Source organism: Acaryochloris sp. IP29b_bin.148 (assembly GCF_028285565.1).
In the GTDB taxonomy this organism is placed as follows: Bacteria; Cyanobacteriota; Cyanobacteriia; order Thermosynechococcales; family Thermosynechococcaceae; genus Acaryochloris.
In genome coordinates this window covers 1-22,182 of record NZ_JANQOY010000142.1, presented here as the reverse complement: position 1 = coordinate 22,182, position 22,182 = coordinate 1, and the positions used below count along the sequence as shown (strand labels likewise).

Genomic DNA, 22,182 nt, shown 5'->3' with positions numbered 1-22,182 from the left:
CTTGTTTTTCAGTCATGGCTAATCCGCTACGCTCATAGTCACTGAAGTATAAGCTTTTCAGACCTTTGCCACCTCAGACACCATTTTCTGATCTATCTGGATTAAGCTTGAAATTATTAGTGCCTGACATTTTTTACCTCATGATACAGGATAAAACTTATATTGAAATTATTTGGGTTTAGATAAAGAAAAGCAAGTGTTTTTTAGTTATAAATTAGGCATAAATACAGCATTTATGTTTTCTTGATTGTGTATCCTAAGAGCTAATTTATGAGCTGAACTACTAGAATTAACTCAATGAAAAACCTTTTTTCTAAAAAAACTTAGAAAATAATAAGCAATAGAGAGTGTTTTGATTTAATGTAAAATAAACTATTACTGAAGAGTATCAATAATAGGAATAAAGCCGTTGAAAGGTTTATTCATAAATAAAATGCATTATTCTGAGACTAGGATTACCATCAAGTTTAGTCACTGGAGGAGACCAAAACTTGCTCAGCTTTCCATAAATGGCGTACTTCAAAGATACTAATTCCTAGATAGGATCGAACCTCTTTAATGGATTTACTCTTGAATTCACAGAAATTAAATAGATGTATATTTTTGGTTGGAATTTTTTGGCCATACATAAACCCAATGTCAAAAGCTAGCATATGCTTACTCCTAAACTTATATTTCTTAGGATATAAGCAGGTAGAAGCCAACTTATAAAGCTGAATATAGTGATTGTTTATTGCATCACAATTTCCCATCGTATATCCAACAACAAATGCTTCATCAAATAGAGACATTCCACGATTCAGCATCAGATGAATATAATCATGAGAATTCAAATAAATACTTCCTGGGAATGAGATCGGGCTATCAGGATTTTCCAATAACCAAACAGCAAATGGAATATCAACTGCCTCATCTTTAACAAAGAGATGGTATGCATCATCCATATTCATTTTTTCAATATCTATATCAACAGTCAGACAATTATATAGAGGTTCTTTCTGGTGACAATTTTGTTGAACAGATTTTGATGAAAAGTTTATATATTCTACTAGTTCTGTTTTACTTATCTCACTTGAATTAGCCATCTATAAATACCTAGACAATCAACAAAGATAAAAAGTGAAGCTGAATAAATCATCAAACTCTTCTCTCCTTCAATAGAGCTAGACATAAATATTTGGCTAGAACTTAATGCCAGCAAGATAAATCCATATTTGCTCTCAGGAATATTTGATGACACGATCACACCACCAGCCACAGCACATATACTGCTAGAGAACTTTAGTACTTTGGCAATAGATTGCCTACTTCGAGTGAATGAAGAGTGTCTAGAACTCTTAAGAACTAGATCGCTTTTTAGTTCTGGATTGAATTGTTCTGGTTGAGTATTGCTTTTCACAGCTTTCAATCTAATTAGTACAAGCCAATAAAGAGGAGTTGTCATCCAGATCTATAGAGAGGATTGACACTTATATTCTGGGACTCTGAGAGTATTGCTAAGCTAGAGTGATGTATTTTTAAAAGTCTCTATGATCGTTTTAAAGAGCAATAAAATATCATTAACCTTTTTGAAGCCTTGGCAAAAACATCATTAGATTACTCAGCGTTTAGAAATCCCTTGAGATTTCAATAAACGATTGACATGGCAAGCAGAAATTTTAATCCCTGATTCTTTTTCCAAATGCTTACTCAGCCAATGTCCTGTCCAGTGCTGAAACGGGTATCCAAAAGTACGCGGACTTTGGCTTGCTAGCTTTCTTAAGCAATGAAGATATTCTTCATTTATCACTTTCGGGCGACCCATTGGCTGCTTATTCCATTGGTGAGCTTGTCCCATTCGGGCCATCGTTATCCAATGTCGTGCCGTTTCTTGAGAACACCCTAGCTCATCACAAATTTGGGCTTGTGATTTCCCTTGATCTGCTAACAACATAATTTCAATTCGACGCTGATACTCAGATCGCAAATCTGTTTCTAGACTCTCAAGTAGAAACTTATGTTGGGAAGATGTTAAACACTGTCCATAATGCTCCACAGTTTGTCCTCCTTGCTCATTGTTGATGAAATGGAGAGATGAATTTTTTGGCAGAATCAATATCAGCAAACCAAAATATTGTGTTGCATGAGTTATCAGGCATATCTCTCTTTCTCAGTGAGGTTTCTGAAGTGCAAGTACTAAAATTCTGCACTCTTAATAAAGAGTTACAAACTCTGCTTTGTGATCATTAGTCAAAGCCCATAAACTTTAAACTCATAAACTTTCGTAACAAGATGCAGAATTGGCCTCGTCTCCAGAGGAAACAAAAATAGTAAGCAATATATAGCAATGGTGAATCAAGATTTTATGGGTGATGAACAGCTTCGCCAGCTTGCATTAAACGTTCAGAACGCTCCCCCTCAAAGTGCTGAGCGCCAAAGAAATCTCAATTATCTGGTTAACAATATTCTGCATTCAGGTAAGTTGGGCCATCCCCATACAGGTAAATACCCCCAAGGAATTTATCAAGATCTCTACAACGAAGCACTGCAAAAAACCTTGCTCAAAATCTGCACCAAGATTGATCAATACAATCCAGTTCATCCAGTCATGGCTTGGGTGAACTTTGTATTAAGTAAAACCTTTATAGATGTCGAAAAAGATGTACAGCGCCGAGGAATTACATATCTGCCGCAAGCCTTGAAGAATGATATGACCATCCTCTCTTTAGATGATCTGAACTCTCCGGTATCCGATCTACATCCCTCTACTGAAGTGGAAAAATTACGGCAGTTTCTTAAAGAGGATCCAGAAGGACGACTGCAAGAAGAACACCTACAAAACCACACTGACATTACTTTCCAAAAGATTGCGCTTGCCAAGTATGTTGACGATCTGACGTGGGATAGCTTGAGTGAGCAATTTAAGATTCCCCTGCCGACGCTGCACAGTTTTTTTAACCGTCGTCTGCAAAAGCTAATGCCCTATTTCCACAAATACCTATAGCTCAACTCCACCCATTACCGAGAACACCCATGAGTACCCCGTCCCTAACCTTTACGGTACCGCTATCCTGGGAAGCCCATTCCTTAGCCCAGCATTACCGAACCCAACAAACCACCGTCCCAAAAGCGAAACAAGCGTATCTCAATTCCCTAGCCGTCTATGCAGGAGATTTTTACCTACGTTGTCTGGGCTATTTCCCAGATCCATCAGCCAGTGATAGTCGTAATTCGATTAACCTTCACTTTTTGGATGTGGCAGATTTAGTGGTACCCAGCCTCGGGAAGTTGGAATGCCGTCCTGTCCTTCCTGAGATGGATGTATTAGAGATCCCTTCAGAAGTGAGAGACGATAGGATTGCTTATCTGGCTATCCAGTTCACTCAGTCCTTAAAACAGGCTGAAATTCTGGGATTTACTTCAAAATCTCTTGCCCAGATCCCCCTCTCTAGCCTACGATCGCTGGAAAGTTTCCCCGATTATCTTTCTGCCTTGAGACAATCGATCGCAGCTGATCAACTGACGCCATTCCATCCTGCATCAATGGTTGAACTCAGTCAGTGGCTTGAAGGAGTCGCTAGTGCGGGTTGGCAGGCCTTGGATACACTATTGCCGGGCCATTCACTCGTGGCAGTTAGAAGTCAAGCAGGGCAGCAAGAGAGCCCTTGTAACCCACCCCAACCCTTCTCCAATCAGGTGCAAAAAGCAAAGCTAATTGATTTGGGCCTGCAGTTAGGAGACCGAACGATCATGTTGGTGCTGACGCTTGCTCCCAGCTCTAACCAAACGGTAAGTGCTCTGGTCCAAGCCTATCCGGTCCATGACCCACATTTACCGGCTCAACTCCAGCTCAAGATGTTGGCAGAATCTGGAGAAGTCCTGCAAGAAGTGTGGTCGAGAGGTCAAGATAACTTTATTCAACTCAAGCAGTTTTCGGGACAAAGGGGCGATCGCTTCCGTCTGCAAATCGTCCTAGACGAGATCTGCATTACGGAAAACTTTGTTTTTTAAGGCCCATGGTTCAACGTGTTGTTATCAACCTTGGTTCTGGCTCTCTATCAAAGGGCTGTTCTCAGATCACAGCCCAATTGCTAGAACCTAATGGACAGCTGGCGATTCAATGTCGAGGAAGTTTACCCCCCAATCCAGAGCTGGATGAGCTGTGTCACCGATGGCAACTGTTTTACAGAGCCTTCTACCAAATGCAGGGCGTTAACCCCAATCCGCTCCAACCGACTCGGCAGCTTGCGATCGCAACGCAAGGACTCACTAACTTTTCCCAGGTAGAATTTCGCGAACTGTGTACCACAATCAAAGATCAACTCAATCGCTGGCTACACTCAGACGCGTTCCAGCCGATTTACTTGAAGATTTGCCAAACTTTGGATGTCAACGACGAAATCCTGATTCTTCTGGAAACCGATGATCTGTCGCTCAAACAGCTTCCCTGGCATGTATGGGACTTGTTTGAAACCTATCCCAAAGCTGAATTTGTTTTGGGTGCCCCTGAATATGATGCTGTCGCTCAGCATCGCCCCACCACCGGAGGGACGGTCCGCATCCTAGCCATTTTTGGCCATCCGCCTGACCTGGAATTAGAGGCTGAACGCCATATTATGGCGAACTTGCCAGGTACAGACATTACCTTTCTAGATGCACCGACTCGTCGCCAGCTGACTGAGCATTTATGGGATCAATCGGGGTGGGATATTCTTTTCTTTGCTGGGCATAGCTCCACCGATCCCCAGACGGCCACGGGTCAAATTCAGATCAATAACAGCGAAAGGATTGATCTCCATCAACTCAAGCAGACCCTCAAACGGACCGGGCTGCAACTGGCCATTTTTAATTCCTGTGAAGGGTTGGGATTAGCCGCTACCTTGGCAGAACTCAATATCCCGCAGATCATCGTTATGCGAGAGATTGTCCCCGACCCCGTTGCCCAGTCCTTTTTCCAGGCTTTGATCGAGCGATTTATGACGGGGCCATCCCTTGTGGCCGCGGTGAAAGAAGCGCGCCAACGGCTTGAAGGGATGGAGGATCAATATCCTTGTGCCACCTGGTTGCCTGTGCTGTGTCAACATTCTGCAACTGCTCCCCTTACCTGGCAACAACTGGGACGGCAAGGCTTGCCAACGCGGTTTCGACCGATCCGTGGGATTTCAATGCCGTCTGCGATCGCAGGCCTAGGAATAACCCTCGCATCCACTCTTTTACTACTAGGGATCCGCCATCTGGGCCTCCTTCAGACTTGGGAGCTGAGGGCCTACGACCACCTGATGCAGAAACGCCCCGTTGACCATCCCGATGATCGGATTTTGATCGTTACGGTCTCAGAAGCTGACTTGAAGGAACGCCCTGCTCAGAAATCAGGGGCTGATTCACTCCCAGACTCACAGCTGGTCCAGCTACTCGATCAATTAGCCCAGCATCAACCCCGGAGTGTGGGCTTGGATGTCTTTCGTCCACAAACCGCAAAATCAGCGTCGCCCAAGTTGGTCAAGCATCTCCAACGCTCCAACTTCTTTGGCATTTGCCAGGTAGAAGATGCCAGTGATACCAATCATCCTGATATTGCTCCCCCGCCAGTGGTATCGGTTGATCGCCAAGGATTTAGCGATGTAGTGTTAGATCCAGATAATGTTTTGCGGCGGGCGCTGCTGGTGATGGGACCGCCCACAGCCTCTCAGTGTCAAACCCAATATGCTTTGAGTGCTCAGTTGGCGTTTCATTTCCTGGAGCAGCAAGGGATTGCAGTCAGCTACACCGAACAGAATGAACTGCAATTAGGCTCCGCCATTGTGCCCCGAGTGCCCAACCCGCCATCCACCTACCCGCGCGTTGATGCTCGTCAGGGTGGCTATCACAAAGTTGATGCTTGGGGTTACCAAACCCTGATTAACTACCGCATGCCCCGTTCGCCATCACAAAGTAATTTTGAGCATGTAACCTTACAAGACGTACTTCAAGGCCAACTCAATCCCCAACGTGTAAAAAATAGGATCGTTTTGATTGGGGTTTCAGCCAAAAGTTTTGGCGATTTGCATACGACACCGTTGAGTCTTCAGGACGCTTACCCCGGCGTGATGATTCAGGCAGAAATGACCAGCCAACTGATCAGTGCAGCCCTGGGGGAAAGACCCTTACTCACCGTCTGGCCGCTGTGGGTAGAAACGATATGGATTTGGGGATGGTTGATCAGTAGTGGTTTGCTGTTTTGGGTCTTGGGGTCACATCTCCTTAAAATTATGGGGATTGGACTCGTGCTGGGGGGTGGACTGTATTACCTATGCTGGCTGTTCTTGATTCAGGGACTATGGGTTCCTCTAGTTCCTATTGTTCTGGGGCTAGCAGGAATGGGATTGAGTGCCCTATTGCTCCTCGTTTTAGCTGCTAAAAGAACGAGGAGTATCCGTTAGGAGCTATGCTTTACCCACAACTCTTGTAAGTCTTATGACAGTTAGGTTCTATGCTTTCAAACAAGCTAAAAAGCAACAAATATTTGTTTACGCAGCAAAGCCTCTCGCGGCCCCCTAAATCCCCCATTCTGGGGGACTTTGAGCCTATACCTGGGCTGAATCATAAAGCCAAAAAGCTCCAACATTTTTCTCTCAAATCTAATTTTGAATATTTATATGAGAAAACAGGTGAAGTCCCCCACTGGTGGGGGATTTAGGGGGCGAATGCAGAACGCTGCGAGGTCCACAGAAGATACGTGTACGCTTTGCCAGCACTTCATTTAAAGACTTGTGGGTAAGGCATAGGTCTGTTAGGAGAGTGACGCAAGAATGATGAACATATATCGAAACAGATTGGCTAGCCCGCTAATTATTATTGGGATATTGGCCGTATTGCCGTCCCCCCCTGGCATCGCCCAAACAACTCCCTCAAACTCCACTCCATCGACCACCATAGATCGGCTATCAGCCAGTTCTATTTTTGCTGCTCCACCCCCCCCGACCGATTATGGCAAACCCGGTGGACGGGAATCTGCAGGCAGCCGCAATTGTTCGACCTCTACTGTCCAAAACACAGCTCGACTAACGGCATTGGTCCCGCTCTACTCAAAAGGAACTGAGCCTGTTGTGGGAGGACTTACGACCAATGCCAATCCCACTTTCTGGTTTTATCTACCCTTCCAGTTGGCACCCGAAGGAGTGTTGGAGTTTGTGCTCAAAGATGCGAGCGATAATTATACCTATCGAACTAAAATTACGGGCAAACAGATGGAGGCAGGAGTTTTATCTCTCCCTCTCCCCGCTCAGATTCAGTTACAGGAAAACCAAAGTTACCGCTGGCACTTTCTGCTGTACTGCCAGTCAAAAATACCGGCACAATTTGTTTTTGGTTATATCAAGCGGGTGTCTCGGCCTAATTTAGCCCGTCAACTGGCCAATCAATCTTCCAGAGAACAGGTGCGACTGTATGGGGCAGCAGGCATTTGGTACGATGCCTTAACTCAGCTGGCTTACCTGTACCGCCAGACGCCTAATGATCCGCAATTGCAGCAAGACTGGCGTACCCTGATGCAGGATATCCAATTACCCAAGCTGATGGATGCACCGTTTGCGCCCTGTTGTGTTCAGCCCCACTAAAGCCAATTGCCCAAGAGGATAAATGACGCCCAATACCGAGGATGATGATAGCGTTTGCTATGAATAAATTGTCTTTGGGCAAGGCTGAGGGCCTCAGCTTTACTCGCGCCTGCCAGTAAGCCGTCGTAGAACTCACCCATCAACTGTGGGGTAGATTCATCATCGACTAGCCACAAAGAGGCCAGGGTGCTGCGGGCTCCAGCTCTGACCGCTACGCCTGCAATCCCTAGCGCCGCTCGTTGATCGCCTTCGGCAGTTTCGCAAGCGCTAAGCACTAGTAAGTCTAGAGCTTGAGGGCTGCTCAGATCTCTTGTGCGGAGTAAGTCATCGATTTCATTGACATTGATTAACTTGCCCCACGCCACAATAAAGGTGTCTTCTGCTTTAGAACTAAATTGGCCATGGGTGGCAATATGAACGACAGGTACGGGCGATTGCTGTACCTTTTGATCGAGATTGGTGCTCGTAAATTGTTGATCCAGCAGCACTTGACTGGGAACTTTGGCCTGAATCTGTTTGATCTCGGTCTTGACGTTGGGTAATTCAGGAAAATTTAGTTTTTTATCGGGGATGGATACGGATTGCGTGACGCCCGCAATTAACGATTTCAATCGCTTGTTATCCTGAGCCTCTGTTTCAAAGAGGCGTAAACCAGGGGTGATCGCAATATTGTATTTTTCGACCAAATACTGCTGGCCATCATGGAGCGTTGCCATCGGAATTCGTCGGAACGGCCCATCAGGAACGAAGACTAAGGTGTGAATATCATGGTCTATAAGGGCTGGTTCAGCAGGCTGGATTAACCAGCGGTAGAGGTCTTGGGCTAAGGGCTGAATTTCTTTTTGCTCGGAGACATAAGGCAAAACCAGCTTGTTTTGAAGTTGTTCTACCGTTTGTTCCAGCTCTTTGGGGGAAATGGCAGTCGCATAATGCCGAAATGTTCGCTGGGGTTGCTCTGACTGCGGGCCAGTCGGATTCAGGTTGGGGAGAGAGAGTACAACTTCCAGGCGATCCTTGAGGATAATCGGGTAAACGACCGCTGCGGTGTCCTCAATGGTGTCTACGTCTTGTAAGGGATCTAAACAGGCTTCTCGAAAATAATTATCTAGCTCTGCTAACTGGAGTGATTCAATGGTCAAGCGCGCTTTTTGTAGGTTCGCTTGATTGGCAGCATCCTCCGCTGGGTCTTGGAGCAACAGATCCACTAATTCTCGGTAGACGGGTTCAACTTCCTCTCGGAAGGAAAAAGAAGCATCGGTGTTGATGGCCACTAAATCTTTCCGCAAGGTTTGCAACTGGTTGGTTGCTTCTGTGTAGGCGGAAATTGCACCACTGCGATCGCCCTGGTGATACCGTAAACGCCCCAACTGCCACTGCCAACGATAAGCTAAGTCCGGTGCAGCAATCTGTTGAGCCAGGGAAATTGCTTGTTGTGTTAGTTTCAGGGATTCTGAAGGTTGTTCAGTCGTTTCATACAGTTGCCCCAGAAGTCCTAAAGCAGAACTTTCGGCTCGAAGATCTTGGAAATTTCTTGCTTCAGAAAGGGATTGAGTTAAACGTTGAGCCAAGGTCGGGGCTGAGACTAAATCGGTATCGATTAAGTGTTGGGCCAGGACAAGTTGAGCATACAGCCGCGTTTTATTGGGGGGTAACGTGCTGATTTGAGTTTGAATCGGTGATAAGAGAGATTGGGCAGACGACGGTTTGCCCATGGCCAGTAGCAGGCTGAACTGCTGTATCCTGGCTTGCATTTGAGTGAGGCTAGCGGGAGAGTTCTCTGCCTGCTGATAATAGGCCAAAGCTGTTTCCCACTCCTGTTGGGCTCGGGCTGTATCACCCATCGCCAGATGGATCTCTCCCAGCAGTGAATCAGCGTTTGCTGTTTTAGCCATTGCCCAACTTTGCTGCAATACATCTTGAGAGATATCGAGATCGCCCATGGCCCGATGGATATTGCCTAAGCTATGAAGCCAAGAGGCTTGGAGCACAGGCGAGATATCTGGGGTCATCTCTGGTTCGACTTGTTGGAGTATTTTGAGGGCTTGGCGACTTTTACCCAAATCCAGAAATGCCTCCGATTGGTGAATATGGCTGCGAATCCGTCCAGTCGGATCGTTGAGCTGACTGTATATCTCGGCAGTCTGTTGCCAGGATTCGAGGGCTGCTTGCGACTGCCCTTGGGCAAAAAATATCCGGCCTTGAACACTCAATGCCTGCGCTAAGATACGCTGATAATTCGTTCCAGCTACAGATAGAGCTGGACGACTGGCCAAAGTTGTTAGGCTTTGATTAACGGCGTCCTTTGCCTCTTGCCATTGCCCAAGTTGTTGATGGGATAGGGAAAGATTACTCCAAATAATGGCTTGATTGAGATTATCTTGAGCATCTGGCGAGTTGAGTGCCTGCTGCAAGATGGTAATGGCGTTGGCATAGTTCCCTGCCTGATATAACTGGCGACCTTGTTGAACTAGGCTGTTGGTGCTTGCAACGCTTTGGATAAGGACAGGCTTGGCTGTAGCTGGGGGAATGATTGCGGGTATCAGTACTGTACAGAATGCTGCGCTGACCAATATCAGTAAGAACGGTCCTAACGGCCACCGGACAGAAAGCCTTTTCAAGCCTAATCGGAGTGTATTGAGAAAACCAGTGTGTCGCTTAGCCATATGTTTTCAACAATCCCTACGGAAATAAGCCAATTTCTAACTCCAAGCCCTCGATCCGTTTATGAACGAGGACAAATGCGCTGAGCTAGATGGCGAGGTGTGTTGGTTGTAGAAGCGGTCAGCCTAATTTTGCCGTCTTGAGTTGTTGTCCATCCTTGAGCCTCGACAAGTTGAGGTGTTGGTGGCTTGTCACTGGTAATTGGAGATTGAGGATTAGACACCGATGGATTCTGATGCTCTTTATTGTTTTTAGCGTCAAGACTGACCCAACCTACGTCAATATTGCGTTGGTTCAAAACTTGCTGGCTCGTGGGGGGTATACCTCCACGTCCTGTATGGACGAATTCACTTTGGGCACTAGAGCCGCTGGGTTTACAGGTCTGAGCCACCTGTTGAGGCTGAGGGGGTTGCACTGGCAACTGTACTAGTCCACTGGATGGATCTAGAGAAGTATCGAGCTGAACGGTGCCATCTGTACCAAAATTTGAACTGGCGGCTATATCACTATTGGGGGTGAGCTGATCACGAAACTCAATACCAAAAACACCTTGAGCAGTAATCTGAATATTGCCGCCTTTCCCTTCAAAAGCATTAGCAGTGATATCGCTATTTTCTTGAGGGAAAGCTACTAAAAGGGCAGTATCAATATCAAGGCTTCCTCCATCTCCACCAGCCTGATTTGTTCCAGCAGTCGCTGATATTAAGCTGTTGTTGCGCAAGAGCAATAGATTATCGATATCTAGCTCAATATTTCCTCCTAAATTGCTAGCAGTTTCAGCAGATATAGTGCCGTTATCCAAGGTAAGCGAACCTGAAATCAGCCTGAGATCTCCTCCCTGTCCAATCCCTTGACTATTTACAGCAATCTGAGCACCATTTTCAATCACTACATTTATCGGATCGATGAAGATGCTTCCTCCATTACCTGTTGAATTGACGGCAGTGTTAGCTAATATACTCGTATTTTTCCCAGAAAGACTGAGTAAATCATAGATTTGAACGATAATATTACCTGCTGCACCAGCATTCTCAGTGTTAGATCTGATTTGGCTGCCATCGGTCAAAGAAAGGATGTCAGCTCTGACAAAAATATTGCCTGCATCCTCTTCAGTAAAAGTACCTGCGGATATAGTAGCTCCATTTTGCAGAATGAGGGATCGGGTTTCAATTTCAATATCTCCTGCATTTCCCTGGGCTTCAGAACCCACTTGGCTGATTGCAAACGAAGGGCCGCCCTGAGAACTTTCTCCTTCGATTGAGACTGAATCCGTAGCTTTTACCTGTATTGTTCCTGCATCACCTTTGCCAAGAGTACTTGCAGATAAAGCAGCTCCATTTTTCAGAATGAGAGATCGAGTTTCAATTTCAATACCACCTGCATTCCCTTGGCCTTCAAACTCCACCTGGCTGCTAGCAGCAGAAGGTAATCCTTGAGAACTTTCTCCTTGGAACAAGACTGAATCTGTAGCCTTTACCTTTACGGTTCCTGCATTTCCTTGGCCACGAGTCCCTGAAGATAGAAAAGCTCCATTTTTCAGAATGAGAGATCGAGTTTCAATTTCAATACCACCTGCATTCCCTTGGGCTTCAGAACCCACTTGGCTGCTAGCAGCAGAAGGTAATCCTTGAGAACTTTCTCCTTGGAACAAGACTGAATCTGTAGCCTTTACCTTTACAGTTCCTGCATCCCCTTCACCAAGAGTACTTGCGGATAAAGCAGCTCCATCTTTCAGAATGAGAGATTGAGTTTCAATTTCCACGCCACCTGCATCCCCTTGGGCTTCAGAATCAGCTTCGCTGATTGCAAACGAAGGGCTGCCTTGAGAACTTTCTCCTTGGAACAAGACTGAATCTGTAGCTTTTACCTTTACGGTTCCTGCATCCCCTTGGCCACTAGTCCCTGAAGATAGAAAAGCTCCATCTTTCAGAATGAGAGATCGAGTTTCAATTTCCACACCACCTGCATCCCCTTGGGCTTCAAATGCAACTTGGCTGATTGCAGACGAAGGACGTCCCTGAGAAGTTTCTCCTTGGAATAAGACTGAGTCCGCAGCTTTTACCTTTACAGTTCCCGCATTCCCTTTACCAAGAGTACTTGCGGATAAAGCAGCTCCATCTTTCAGAATGAGAGATCGAGTTTCAATTTCCACACCACCTGCATCCCCTTGGGCTTCAAATGCAACTTGGCTGATTGCAAGAGAAGGAAGTCCTTGAGTTCTTTCTCCTTGGAATAAGACTGAGTCCGTAGCTTTTACCTTTACAATTCCTGCATTTCCTTTGCCAAAAGTACTTGCAGATAAAAAAGCTCCATCTTTCAGAATGAGAGATCGAGTTTCAATTTCCACACCACCTGCATCTCCTTGGGGTTCCAAAGCAACACCACCTGCATTCCCAACGTCTTCCAAGCTAATATCACTAGTGGCACTAGAAGGACGTCCTTGAAAATTTTCTCCTTGGAACAAGACTGAATCTGTAGCTTTTACCTTTACAATTCCTGCATCTCCTTTGCCAAAAGTACTTGCAGATAAAAAAGCTCCATCTTTCAGAATGAGAGATCGTGCTTCAATTTCAACACCACCTGCATCTCCTTGGGCTCCAGAACGAACTTGACTGCTTGCATCAGAAGAAGATCCTTGAGAACTTTCTCCTTGGAACAAGACCGAATCTGTAGCTTTTACCTTTACAATTCCTGCATTTCCTTTGCCAAAAGTACTTGCAGACAAAAAAGCTCCATCTTTCAGAATGAGAGATCGTGCTTCAATTTCAACACCACCTGCATTTCCTTGAGCTTCAAATTCAACATCACTAGAGGCACTAGAAGGACGTCCTTGAGAACTTTCTCCTTGGAACAAGACTGAATCCGTAGCTTTTACCTTCACAGTTCCTGCATTTCCTTTACCTAAAGTACTTGCAGAGAGAAAAGCCCCATCTTGCAGAATGAGAGATCGGGTTTCAATTGCAACATCCCTTGCGTTCCCATCGGCTCCAGAATCAGCTCCGCTAATCGCACCAGAAGGACGTTCTTGAGAATCTTCTCCTTGGAACAAGACTGAATCTATAGCTTTTACCTTTACAGTTCCTGCATCTCCTTTGCCAAAAGTACTTGCAGATAAAAAAGCTCCATCTTTCAGAATGAGAGATCGTGCTTCAATTTCAACATCACCTGAATTACCTTTTTCGAAAGCATTATTGGAAATGTTGCTGGCCTGGTTAATGAACACTTTATCAATAGCATTAATCGAAATATCGCCAGACTGGGCTTCTGTTATCCCATCAGATCCAGCTAGGAGTGAACTACCTTCTAAAATGTCTACATTCTCTGCATTGATATCAATGTTGCCACCAACAGTAGAAACAACATTTACAGTGCTATTTGTAAGAGTAACTTTCGCCTTAGCCATATCTTCTGGGATGCTAAAATCAGCATCACTCTCAAAATTAATCACACTATCGGGAGCTACCCCACTCAAGTCCACTCGCCCCCCCGGTGCTTCTAACTGACCATCCTCAATCTGAACATCCCCTCCAGATAAAGCCAAAGATTGCCCTTCCTCCACACTCAAATTTGATTCTTTCACCATCACCGGAGCCGACCGATTCCCCCATTGCAACCCTGTAGGAACATTGATGGATAACAAGGGGGGATCTTGGTTGATCTGAGTACTAAAATCCCTGCCATCAGGAAATGTAATCGTCTCAGCCGTACTTGCCAAAAATGAACCTGAAAGATTTAAACGTGCATTCATTTCAAACAAAATCCCATTTGGATTAATCAGATATAAATCTGCATTTCCTAATACCCCTAACGTACCCTCAATATTAGAAAGGTTATTGCCTGTCACCCGACTAAAAATATGATTTACCCCAGCCGGATTCGCAAAATAAGCTCCTCTCCCATCATCAATATTAAATTCCCGAAAACTATGAAATAGATTAGCCCCTCGTCTAGCCCCTCCCTGAATCTCTTCATTCGTTGAACCACCCACATTCGGAACAACCTGAGAACTTTCCGCCCCTAAAGATTGATCCGGCACAATATTACTTTGGGCAGTTGCCAATCTAGCTTGAACGGTAAAGAGTCCACCGACTATCGCTAAAACGAAAAATAGGGGTTGCCGTTTTTGAGAACTGTTTAATCTCATAACTAACGAGTTCCTCTACCAATAGAACAACGCAGAAAAGAACAATAAATTGAAATCTCAAATCCTTCACTCACACTCCGTCCACTGAGCTGGCTCGAAAGACTTATGCTTTACCCACAACTCCTGTAAGCCTTATAGTTGTTAGGTTCTATGCTTTGAAAAAAGCTAGGATATACATAAAAATTAGAGAGAACATCAAATATATTGCACTGGCCCCTCTTTCCCCCCAGAATGGGGGGAAATAAGCTGGATTTTGGGTTTCTCCCCCCAAGGTTGGGGGGCTGGGGGGGCGAATGCAGAATGGTACGAGATTCATAGAAGATGTATGTATGCTTTGCCAGTACTTCATTTAAAGACTTGTGGGTAAGGCAAAATATTTGTATAAACAACACAATTAGTGACTGAATTTTCAGCTCTCTACTCACCTAAAAGTGTGGGTTGTACTTAAACTTTTATGCTGCGATAAAATATTGACACAAGAAATCAGCCTCGATATTCTTTCATGATCAGCCAATCGCTATGACTATCGAAAAATAGCCACACCGCCTGCACTTAGCAGAATAGCCTTTGATACCTTACTGATTGGATCTTATAGAGATGGCATAGCAAAAACATCCTAAAACTCAATAGCAAAGTAATAAGATACACAAACCCATTAGAGATGAACTAGCATCCATCTTCTCCCTTATAGCTGTTGCCAACTATAAGTAGAAAATCTATTTATTGGAAAACTTTTAACGCAAAAATTTTACTGAAACATTGCACTCAGTGAAAGGAAGAATAACATATTGAAGTTACTGCTAAGCTAAAGGTAGCGATAAAATTATCATTTCGTTGCAGTTTTCGCTGAATTGGCCTATTTTTTGCAAAAATATCGATAATATCAATTCACAGCGACTGAAAAAATAGGACTGTTATCTAGTTAATGAAGTGCATCCAATAGTTGGGTGCGGATGTTTGGAAGCTTGGCTCTCATCCCCTATTTTCCACAGTCTCAACGCCACTGATGGCCCCCTAAATCCCCCACCAGTGGGGGACTTGTCTGATTTATCGATACAAGTATGGCAACAGAGCTGAACGTCAGCAATCTGAGCGGTTTTAAGCTCTACATTCAGCCTAGGTATAGCCTCAAAGTCCCCCAGGATGGGGGATTTAGGGGGCGGGTGCAAACGTTGTGGCTGCTAAAAGAGATGGCAGAAATCTCAGTGTTAATCAAGTTGCATTCCTTACTTGATAAAGAAAAGAGCATAGAGCGAGAAGATGGCAGAACCACCATAAAAGAGCATGGCAATCCAATAGCAGATGGGTTCTTGGTTTCGATGTTTTTTATGAGCCCACTTGCCAAATTCTAAAGTCCGTCGTCCCCCTCTGACCCAGACCGAACCAGAGGTAAATCCATCCCATAGTAAATAGCTCGTCGAGAGCAGTAAAACAACGAATAGAATTTTCTCCACAGTGATCTTCTTGCTAACAGCACAAAAAATGCCGTTGTTAGACACAACAGCATTTATATATTGCCCAATCAACTCGAAGAACCGATGGGGCTCTTATTCAATTTTTACCAATAGCAGGAACGGCTAGCTTTTAGGCAACGCACAGGTACACACCCAAGCTGGTTACTACTCCACCCATAAAGAATTGGGCTAGACGAGCATGGCGTTGAAATAACTGTTGGCAAAATAGCCCTATGCCAAGACCATTGCAAAGCAACAGTGCTGTCGCGACCATAAACCCAAATCCATAGGATAGACCAGCGGTGGATGGCATTTCTGCGCCATGTGCATAACCATGTAACAAGGCAAATAGGGTAACAATTGCAGCACTCTGGGCCATCGGTGGCTGAACGGCTGCTGTAATCAAGACTCCCAGCACCAACACAGAATAGGCAATCCCTTGTTCAACAAACGGTAGGGCGAACCCCGTTGTCCCCAGAAAGCCCCCCATCGCCATGACCATCAAAAACGTCAATGGTATAGCCCATAATGCTCGCCGATTCATTTGCGTGGCCCATAGCCCGACTGCCACCATGGCCACTAGATGATCTAAGCCATCAATCGGATGGGTAAAGCCATGCACAAACCCGAACCCATGACTGCCGTCAAAATGCGCTTGCGCACTGACGGGAATCAGCACAATCGCTAGTAAAAGGAGGGGTAATAGGAGTCGCGACAGTCGAATACTCTTATTCGTCCATCGCAACGAACGCAACATCTTATTCACCATCTGTACCTCGCAGATATATTGTCAAAAAGAATGCAATCAAGGGTATTCTGGCTTATTGCTTAGCAGCCTTCCGGTACATGACGTTGCCGATAAAAAGACATCGCATCGCCAGGGCGCAATTAACAACTTACAGTTGCGGGACAGCGACGGAATTACACCGCACTTTCCCCAGTTACTGATTGGTTAGCTCTCTGTATACAAGCTCCAAACGCAACTTGATCGGTAGCCAATCGCCCTCCAAATCATTGATTGTGAGGCGAGTATATCACTATTACAAAACGTTGTAGCTAAGGATTCATAAAGAATATGTGCGATAAATTTGGAACGTATTCAAAGCTATAAAGAAACTGCCATGTTAGAGCATGATGTTGTAATCGTTGGGGGTGGCTTGGCCGGGTGCCGGGCCGCCCTGGAAATTGCTCGCCAGGCACCTGAACTGAATATGGCGATGATTGCCAAAACCCATCCCATTCGGTCTCACTCTGTTGCCGCCCAGGGGGGGATTGCCGCCACTCTCAAGAATGTCGATGACCAGGACAGTTGGGAAGCCCATGCCTTCGATACTGTTAAGGGCTCTGATTACTTAGCCGATCAGGATGCCGTGGCCCTGCTCACTCAAGAAGCACCTGAAGTTGTGATTGATCTAGAGCACTTAGGGGTTTTGTTTTCGCGGTTAGAGGATGGCCGGATTGCCCAGCGGGCCTTTGGTGGCCATAGCCACAACCGTACTTGCTATGCTGCTGACAAAACAGGGCATGCCATTCTCCACGAGCTGTACAACAATATTCGTCGCTACGGCATCACCATCTACGACGAATGGTACGTGATGCGGCTGATCCTAGAAGACAATCGGGCCAAGGGTGTGGTGATGTATCATCTCCTGGATGGCGAGCTGCAGGTTCTACGAGCTAAAGCCGTAATGTTTGCCACGGGCGGCTATGGTCGAGTGTTCAATACCACCTCCAATGACTTTGCCTCCACCGGAGATGGGCTATCGATGACAGCACTGGCAGGTTTGCCCTTGGAGGACATGGAATTTGTCCAGTTCCATCCTACGGGCTTATATCCAGCAGGGGTTTTGATCTCCGAAGCGGTGCGGGGTGAAGGTGCCTATCTGATTAATAGTGAGGGCGATCGGTTTATGTCGGTCTATGCTCCCAACAAAATGGAGCTAGCGCCGCGCGATATTACCTCCCGAGCGATTACCACGGAAATTCGCCAGGGTCGTGGCATCCATCCTGATGGCAGTGCAGGCGGTCCCTTTGTGTACTTGGACTTGCGCCATATGGGCCGGGAAAAGATTATGAGTCGCGTGCCCTTTTGCTGGGAAGAAGCCCATCGTTTGGCGGGGGTCGATGCTGTTACCGAGCCGATTCCAGTGCGACCCACCGCTCACTATTCGATGGGCGGCATTCCTGTCAATACCGATGGACGGGTCCGCAACAGTGCGGAGGGTTTAGTGGATAACTTTTTTGCCGCTGGGGAATGTGCTTGCGTGTCGGTGCACGGAGCCAATCGTTTAGGCAGCAATTCGTTGCTGGAATGTGTAGTGTATGGTCGGCGAACAGGAAGTGCGATCGCAACCTACGTCCAAGATCAATCCCTCCCTAATATAGATGAACAGCACTATCTCCAAGACGCTCAACAGCAGATCAAAAATTTACTAGCTCAGTCCGGCGACTTCCGCATCCATGATATTCGCCAGCAAGTCCAAGATTGTCTTAGCCAACATTGTGGCGTTTTTCGCACAGCCGACATCATCCAAGCGGGCTTAGAGCAGCTGCAAATCTATAAACAGCAGTATCAGCAGATTCGCCTCGATGATAAAGACATGCTTTGGAATACTGAAATTATTGAGGCGTTGGAATTACGCAATTTGATGGTTGTCGGTGAAGTGATTATGACGGGGGCTTTGCAACGTCAAGAGAGCCGAGGGGCACATTCCCGCGAAGATTTTCCCAAGCGCAATGATCCTCAATTTCTCAAGCATACGTTGGCTTATGTTGCGTCAGAGGGAATCGAACTGCGCTATATGCCCGTGAACCTGGAGCAATTTGAACCCCAAGAACGAAAATACTGAGCCCTATCATTGGAAGACTAGAAGGGGCTGGTGCAAGATTTTAGATGTCCTATTTCTTTGAAGATAACCGATATACGTCAGAATCAACGTACGTTAAGCTTGACGTACGTCACGTCGATCATGAAATTAGTATTGTCTTCAAGAGGGGGTAGGGTAAGATCGACTGGTCAGAACAGCTTGGATCGTCAACGTGCGATTCTGACGGTATTCTCAAACAAGCTCTTGGCCTAGAAACGGAATAACGAAGATAGCTCCAATTGCGTCCCGCTAGCCACCAATTTGAGACATCGTGCGGCTATAGTTCGCCCCCATCGTGCCAGATTGTCGCTCCTTATAGTTAATTTCAGGTTTGAGTTCCAGCAATTCCTGTACACGATCGCGCAACACCCCCGTAGACACCCCATCCCTGAGCGCCGTCTTCAAATCCAGCTGCCCCGTTTCATTCAGCAAACAAGGCCGTAACCAACCATCTGCCGATAAGCGCATGCGATTACAGCGATCGCAAAAGCATTCCGACATCTGGCTAATAAATCCTAAGGTTCCTTGGGCACCTGGAATTTGAAAGACATCAGCAGGGCCATTGCCTTGGACTTGGCCTTCTGTTAGTCCCCAGCGATCTCGAATTCGGGTTCGGAGTTCCTCTGAGGGTATCCAGCCGCGATCGCAAAATAAATCTCCATTTCCAATCGGCATAAACTCAATAAACCGCACATGCCACTGGCGATCAATCGTCAGCGCTGCCAGATCCAATACCTCGTGATCATTCACCCCAGGAATAATCACAACATTGAGTTTAAGTGGATTAAACCCCACTTGGTAGGCTTTTTGGATGCCAGCCCAAACCTTATGCCAACGTTGATGGTTCTGCGAATCTCTCCCCACGATGGTGGCAAAGGTCTCTGGCATCAACGAATCCAGACTGATATTGATGCGGCGCAATCCGGCCTGATATAAATCCTGGGCCAGCGGCTCTAGCAAAAATGCATTGGTAGTCATTGCCAAGTCTTTAACCTGAGGCAATGCCACGATCCCACGCACAATGTCTAAAATATCGGGTCTAAGGAGCGGTTCCCCTCCCGTAAGCCGAAAGCGAGAAAAGCCTAAGGGAATAAAAACGTCTTGAACTAAGGCTAATAATTCTGTCGCCGCAAGCACGTCTGCAGGCTGTAAAAAATGCCAATCCTGAGTGTCGGGCATACAATATTGGCAGCGGAAATTGCAGCGATCGATCAAACTAATCCGAAGATAGTCAACTGCATTCATTGCATCGGCCTTTTAGAGGGTTAGGCATACCTAACCGCGGTGTCTTCCACTGTAGCGTCATCGGTAAAAAAAATTGGGGCGTGATTGAACGCCCCAACCTACAAACCACAACCTGTGGCATTGAATTTAGTAGAGATCTTCTTCTTTATGAGTTTCGATGGTGCAGTCAGACGTTGGGTAAGCGACACAAGTCAGCACAAAGCCAGCTTCAATTTGATCATCATCCAAGAAGGACTGATCAGACTGATCAACCCCACCAGCAGTGATTTTTCCAGCACAGGTGGAGCAAGCACCAGCGCGGCAAGAGAAAGGAAGGTCAATGCCTTGCTCTTCAGCTATGTCCAAAATATATTCGTCATCAGGGACTTCAATAGTAGTGTCCAGCCCTTCAGCAGCACTTTTCAGTGTGACCTTAAATGTAGCCATGGTGTACTCCTCAATAAATTCGTGGAAACGGCAGTTCAGAAAGCTCAGTAATGGGTTTTCAAGATTTAAGAAAAACTCAAGATTGAACCTTCTTCTCTGATACTACGCAAAAAATTAAGCTTTATAAAGCTGAAATAGGGTTTGAGCCAATGGGATTTGTAATGAATAAATGCATTTAGGCCATGATTTACTTATCTAATGTCAAATAGACACCTAGAGGATTTAGCAAAAATAGCGAAGTCTCATGCCCTAAAAGCAATGCAGGAAAAGAGTTACAGCGCCTAAAAAAAGCCTTCAGCAGTTCGCAGGAAAAAGAGCCAAAAACGGAATAAAAATCCATCAAAGCCTTTCATAGAAAGGAATAAAAAGTATTGTCATCTAGAAAAGATTAGAATTTCCTATCGATAGGCTCAACTTATATAATCCTGCCTCAGGAATTTTGAGTTTATTCAGAATTGGACATGGATACTGTGCGTCCATTGAAAAGGGTCATAGATTGTTCAAGCCCTTTCTTGAGTGCCATCTCCACCGCATCTACACCGAGATCAAGCACCGCAGGGAGAAGTTGGGTTTCTGGTGGAGCAAAGCGTCCTAACACAAAGGAAATGGTATCTTTGCCTCTTTCGGGGGGCGGACTGCCAATGCCAACACGTAGCCTCGGCACTTCAGGAGTACCCAAATGGGAAATGATGGAGCGCATCCCATTATGTCCCCCTGCTGATCCCTTCAGTCGCAATCGTAATTTACCCACGGGCAGGGCCATTTCATCGTAGATGACCAAAACAGAGGCCGGTTCTAGCTTGAACCAATCAATCACTGCTCGAATGGATTGGCCAGAGTTATTCATATAGGTGTGAGGTTTCAGCAAACGGACACGCCGACCTTGGCACCCGAGTCCTTCGCCATATTCACCTTGGAAGCGCCGCTCCTGGGCGAGAGAAATGTGCCAATGGCGGGCCAATCGATCGATCAGAGCGAAACCAATATTATGGCGTGTGCGGTCATACTTCGGGCCGGGGTTTCCTAAACCGACGATCAGTTCAGGAATAACGAGGGGAGCGGTCATTTAAGAATTAGAGACTTCTGGAGATTCAGTGACGACTTCGTCGGTCGGGGCTTCAGCCCTTTCTTGGGCTTCGAGTTGAGGTTGCTTTTGGGGCGTTTCTAAGGTGGCTTCCATGGGCGTTTCGGTCAAGGTCTCGTTCAGACGATCCGCTTCTTTTTTAAATTCATTTTCAAATTCTTTCGAGGCTTCTTGGAAGCTCTTGAGGGCTTTGCCCATACTCCGACCAATTTCTGGCAGTTTTTTGGGGCCAAACACCAGTAGGGCGATGACCATAATTAAGGCCATTTCCGGCAAACCAATACCAAACACGTTCATGGGGTTTTCCTCCAGAGTGCGATCGCAGCGGGGCTAGTCTTCGATTGTAATGGATCTCTGAAGCGCCTTTTAGCCGTACTATCTATGACAATAAAAAACCCCGGAAGACCGGGGTCACTTTGGCATCAGTGTTTTGGGGAACTGATACCATCTACAGGAAAAACGTCATGAAAAAGATGTTCTTATTGGCCGAACCCACCAAGGCTGGTCCAGCTATTATCCACACCATCTAAAACGATAGTGGAATTATAAATTTGCAGCATAATAAGCAACAACAACGTAATCATGACTACAAAACCAGCCATTACTGGAGTTGTGCCCCAGCCGGGCGCGAATTTGCCGGCTTCGGAATTATTACCTTTGAGAACATCTCCCCACCAGGTCTGTTTTGGCATAGCTTATCGGCTCACAACAAACAACACTATTTTTT

Annotated in this window: 17 protein-coding genes and 1 riboswitch; of the genes, 6 read left to right on the top strand and 11 right to left on the bottom strand. The window is 45.9% G+C overall.

The features are described from left to right. Positions 1-467: 467 nt before the first annotated feature. From Q0986_RS13630 to Q0986_RS13620, 3 genes are all read right to left on the bottom strand, one after another. Positions 468-1,085, bottom strand: a complete 618-nt coding sequence (locus Q0986_RS13630; protein ID WP_299411164.1) for a hypothetical protein — start codon at positions 1,083-1,085, stop codon at positions 468-470. Further along, positions 1,064-1,444: a hypothetical protein gene (locus Q0986_RS13625; RefSeq protein ID WP_299411161.1), complete on the bottom strand. Its 381-nt coding sequence runs from the start codon at positions 1,442-1,444 to the stop codon at positions 1,064-1,066. The genes Q0986_RS13630 and Q0986_RS13625 overlap by 22 nt, the downstream gene beginning before the upstream one ends. Before the next feature lie 156 nt (positions 1,445-1,600). After that, a complete protein-coding gene (locus Q0986_RS13620) occupies positions 1,601-2,035 on the bottom strand; it encodes a helix-turn-helix domain-containing protein (RefSeq protein ID WP_299411159.1) in 435 nt (144 codons plus the stop codon). Between the two features lie 291 nt (positions 2,036-2,326). Between Q0986_RS13620 and Q0986_RS13615 the strand changes: the two genes are divergently transcribed. The 4 genes from Q0986_RS13615 (at position 2,327) to Q0986_RS13600 (ending at position 7,574) form a co-directional block, all read left to right on the top strand. Further along, positions 2,327-2,983: a hypothetical protein gene (locus Q0986_RS13615; RefSeq protein WP_299411158.1), complete on the top strand. Its 657-nt coding sequence runs from the start codon at positions 2,327-2,329 to the stop codon at positions 2,981-2,983. A gap of 29 nt (positions 2,984-3,012) precedes the next feature. Beyond that, a complete protein-coding gene (locus Q0986_RS13610) occupies positions 3,013-3,990 on the top strand; it encodes a DUF1822 family protein (protein ID WP_299411156.1) in 978 nt (325 codons plus the stop codon). Between the two features lie 5 nt (positions 3,991-3,995). Next, complete coding sequence (locus Q0986_RS13605; RefSeq protein ID WP_299411154.1) at positions 3,996-6,398, top strand: CHASE2 domain-containing protein; 2,403 nt, start codon at positions 3,996-3,998, stop codon at positions 6,396-6,398. 393 nt (positions 6,399-6,791) lie between these two features. Beyond that, a complete protein-coding gene (locus tag Q0986_RS13600) occupies positions 6,792-7,574 on the top strand; it encodes a DUF928 domain-containing protein (RefSeq protein ID WP_299411152.1) in 783 nt (260 codons plus the stop codon). On the opposite strand, the gene Q0986_RS13595 is transcribed toward Q0986_RS13600, so the two are convergent. After that, complete coding sequence (locus tag Q0986_RS13595) at positions 7,571-10,237, bottom strand: CHAT domain-containing protein (RefSeq protein ID WP_299411150.1); 2,667 nt, start codon at positions 10,235-10,237, stop codon at positions 7,571-7,573. The two genes, Q0986_RS13600 and Q0986_RS13595, sit on opposite strands and share 4 nt — an antisense overlap. 59 nt (positions 10,238-10,296) lie before the next feature. Beyond that, positions 10,297-14,379: a filamentous hemagglutinin N-terminal domain-containing protein gene (locus Q0986_RS13590; protein ID WP_366918587.1), complete on the bottom strand. Its 4,083-nt coding sequence runs from the start codon at positions 14,377-14,379 to the stop codon at positions 10,297-10,299. A 1,061-nt stretch (positions 14,380-15,440) separates the two neighbouring features. On the opposite strand from Q0986_RS13590, the gene Q0986_RS13585 reads away from it, so the two are divergent. Next, positions 15,441-15,731, top strand: a complete 291-nt coding sequence (locus Q0986_RS13585) for a hypothetical protein (protein WP_299411147.1) — start codon at positions 15,441-15,443, stop codon at positions 15,729-15,731. A 232-nt stretch (positions 15,732-15,963) separates the two neighbouring features. On the opposite strand, the gene Q0986_RS13580 is transcribed toward Q0986_RS13585, so the two are convergent. After that, complete coding sequence (locus tag Q0986_RS13580; RefSeq protein ID WP_299411145.1) at positions 15,964-16,590, bottom strand: HupE/UreJ family protein; 627 nt, start codon at positions 16,588-16,590, stop codon at positions 15,964-15,966. Positions 16,591-16,621: 31 nt separating this feature from the next. Then, a riboswitch (cobalamin riboswitch) is annotated at positions 16,622-16,802 on the bottom strand. A gap of 152 nt (positions 16,803-16,954) precedes the next feature. Between Q0986_RS13580 and Q0986_RS13575 the strand changes: the two genes are divergently transcribed. Then, on the top strand, positions 16,955-18,682 hold the full coding sequence (locus tag Q0986_RS13575) for a succinate dehydrogenase/fumarate reductase flavoprotein subunit (protein WP_299411166.1): 1,728 nt from the start codon (positions 16,955-16,957) through the stop codon (positions 18,680-18,682). A gap of 267 nt (positions 18,683-18,949) precedes the next feature. Here the strand turns inward: Q0986_RS13575 and moaA are convergent, their stop codons facing one another. The 5 genes from moaA to psbH form a co-directional block, all read right to left on the bottom strand. After that, positions 18,950-19,945, bottom strand: a complete 996-nt coding sequence (moaA, locus tag Q0986_RS13570; protein ID WP_299411143.1) for a GTP 3',8-cyclase MoaA — start codon at positions 19,943-19,945, stop codon at positions 18,950-18,952. A 126-nt stretch (positions 19,946-20,071) separates the two neighbouring features. Then, entirely contained in the window at positions 20,072-20,371 is a 300-nt protein-coding gene (locus Q0986_RS13565; protein ID WP_299411140.1) for a ferredoxin, read from the bottom strand. Positions 20,372-20,816: 445 nt separating this feature from the next. Then, positions 20,817-21,437, bottom strand: a complete 621-nt coding sequence (gene pth / locus Q0986_RS13560) for an aminoacyl-tRNA hydrolase (protein ID WP_299411138.1) — start codon at positions 21,435-21,437, stop codon at positions 20,817-20,819. Further along, a complete protein-coding gene (locus Q0986_RS13555; protein ID WP_299411136.1) occupies positions 21,438-21,752 on the bottom strand; it encodes a TatA/E family twin arginine-targeting protein translocase in 315 nt (104 codons plus the stop codon). A 182-nt stretch (positions 21,753-21,934) separates the two neighbouring features. Beyond that, on the bottom strand, positions 21,935-22,147 hold the full coding sequence (psbH, locus tag Q0986_RS13550; RefSeq protein WP_299411135.1) for a photosystem II reaction center protein PsbH: 213 nt from the start codon (positions 22,145-22,147) through the stop codon (positions 21,935-21,937). Between the last annotated feature and the right edge of the window lie 35 nt (positions 22,148-22,182).